Origin of the sequence: Acidovorax facilis, assembly GCF_023913775.1 — a bacterium.
Lineage (GTDB): Bacteria > Pseudomonadota > Gammaproteobacteria > Burkholderiales > Burkholderiaceae_C > Acidovorax > Acidovorax facilis.
On the sequence record NZ_JAMXAX010000271.1, the window covers coordinates 1 to 1591 of the forward strand.

At 62.9% G+C, this 1591-nt stretch carries 2 protein-coding genes; one reads left to right on the forward strand and one right to left on the reverse strand.

All coding sequences use genetic code 11. The annotated features are described in order from the left end of the window. Positions 1-484: 484 nt before the first annotated feature. Positions 485-832, forward strand: a complete 348-nt coding sequence (cutA, locus tag NFX52_RS30065; RefSeq protein WP_055402937.1) for a divalent-cation tolerance protein CutA — start codon at positions 485-487, stop codon at positions 830-832. 70 nt (positions 833-902) lie between these two features. On the opposite strand, the gene NFX52_RS30070 is transcribed toward cutA, so the two are convergent. Continuing rightward, on the reverse strand, positions 903-1591 hold a 689-nt coding region (locus NFX52_RS30070), incomplete at its 5' end, for an SPM autocatalytic domain-containing protein (protein WP_492759477.1).

Below are 1591 nucleotides of genomic sequence, written 5' to 3' on the forward strand. Positions count from 1 at the left end.
GCAGGGCTATCAACATGGCTTCACTCCCTGGGTGGATTGCAAGGACTCTATCAACTCCTTTAGAACCGCTCGCGCCATGAAGAGTGGATAGCGTTTGGAGTCTATGCAATCGTCCGGGATGTGACAGGTATGCACCCCGTGTCGTTCTAAGCGGTTGATTTCTCAAATTCGGCAGTACAACGCTCAGTGCACATCGACAGTCGCCTAGGCCATCGGCCCAGGAATCAGAAGGCGCTATGGCTCGATGGTTGTGCTAAGCCATTGATTCAAAGGGGAATTTGATGGTTGCAGAGGCCGCGGCGAATCCAATATCTCGTTGTCAGAGCGTGTTCCCGGTACGGGGTTCCAGCCCTTTGCCGCCAAGTTTTTTGCGATTGTTGCGACATATAGAACAGTCTTTTCATGATCCAGCGGTTTTCGCGCCGCTGGCATTGCATCCCCCGCTATGGCAGACTGCACCGCCCAACGCCTTCGGGAGACGCGCATGACTGAGCCGACCGCACTTTGCGACATTCTCGTTGTCACTACCACTGTGGCCACCGAAGCGGAAGCGCGGCGGCTGGCGCAACTGGTGTTGCAGGCGCGGCTGGCGGCCTGTGTGCAGGTGGAGCCCATCACGGCCTACTTCCGTTGGCAGGGCGCGTTGCAGGAGGACCGCGAGCTCCGGCTGGTGTGCAAGACCGTGCCCCGTGCGCTGCACCCTCTGCTGGCTTTGCTGCGGGCGCAGCATCCCTATGCGCTGCCGCAGCTGGCGACGCACGCGCTGCGGGGGTCCTCGGAATATGCCGACTGGGTGGATGCGCAGGTGGCCCACGCTACGGTGCTGGCCTGAAGCTTGGGCATTCCCCAGTTTGCCGACGTCTCGGCCGCTGGTACGGGTCGCTCAAACTCTTGAATCGCGATCACACGCTCAGGTCGATCTGCTGCACCGTGCCCGCGCTGCCGTTTTCTCGCAGGTAGATGCTGGTGGAGCGCACGGCGCCCAGGCTGTGGTTGTCAGCCGTGCGCAGGGCGAAGGGCGTTGCCTGGGCGGTGAGTTGCACCGCGCCCACGCCCAGTTCCTCCAGGGTCTGCAGGCTACCGCTGCCATCTGCATTCGGGGTCCACACGCGCAGCTGATGGAAGACCGGGTCGGCCTCATCGATCCAGCCGTTGCCGTCGCTGTCATGCCGGGCAAGTTCTGTAAAGCCGTTGCCCGTGTCCGGGCCGAAGAGTTCCAGGCCGCTGTCGATGCGCGCGTTCTGGTTGGTGTCCAGCGCCAGATACCCCCGGTTGCCAGCGAGCAAGGGCACTTGTTCGGTCTGCCCGTCGCCGTCCAGGTCGAAGGCAAAGCGCAGGTCCTGCAATTGGGCGGCGGTGCCGTCGAAGTTGATGACCAGCGGGTCCACCGCCACGGCGTCGCCCAGCCGCAGGCTCACGGAGGATTCCTCGCGGTAGCTGCGTTGCATATCCAGCTGCAGCGTGAACCGGATTTCCCGGCCATCAGAGGTGCGCACAGTGCCCGCTGCGGCAAACTGGGTGCGCTCGGTTTCTTCCAGCACTTCGCGCTGCTCATAGATCAGGCCAAAGCCCGCGCGCTGGCGCGGGGCTG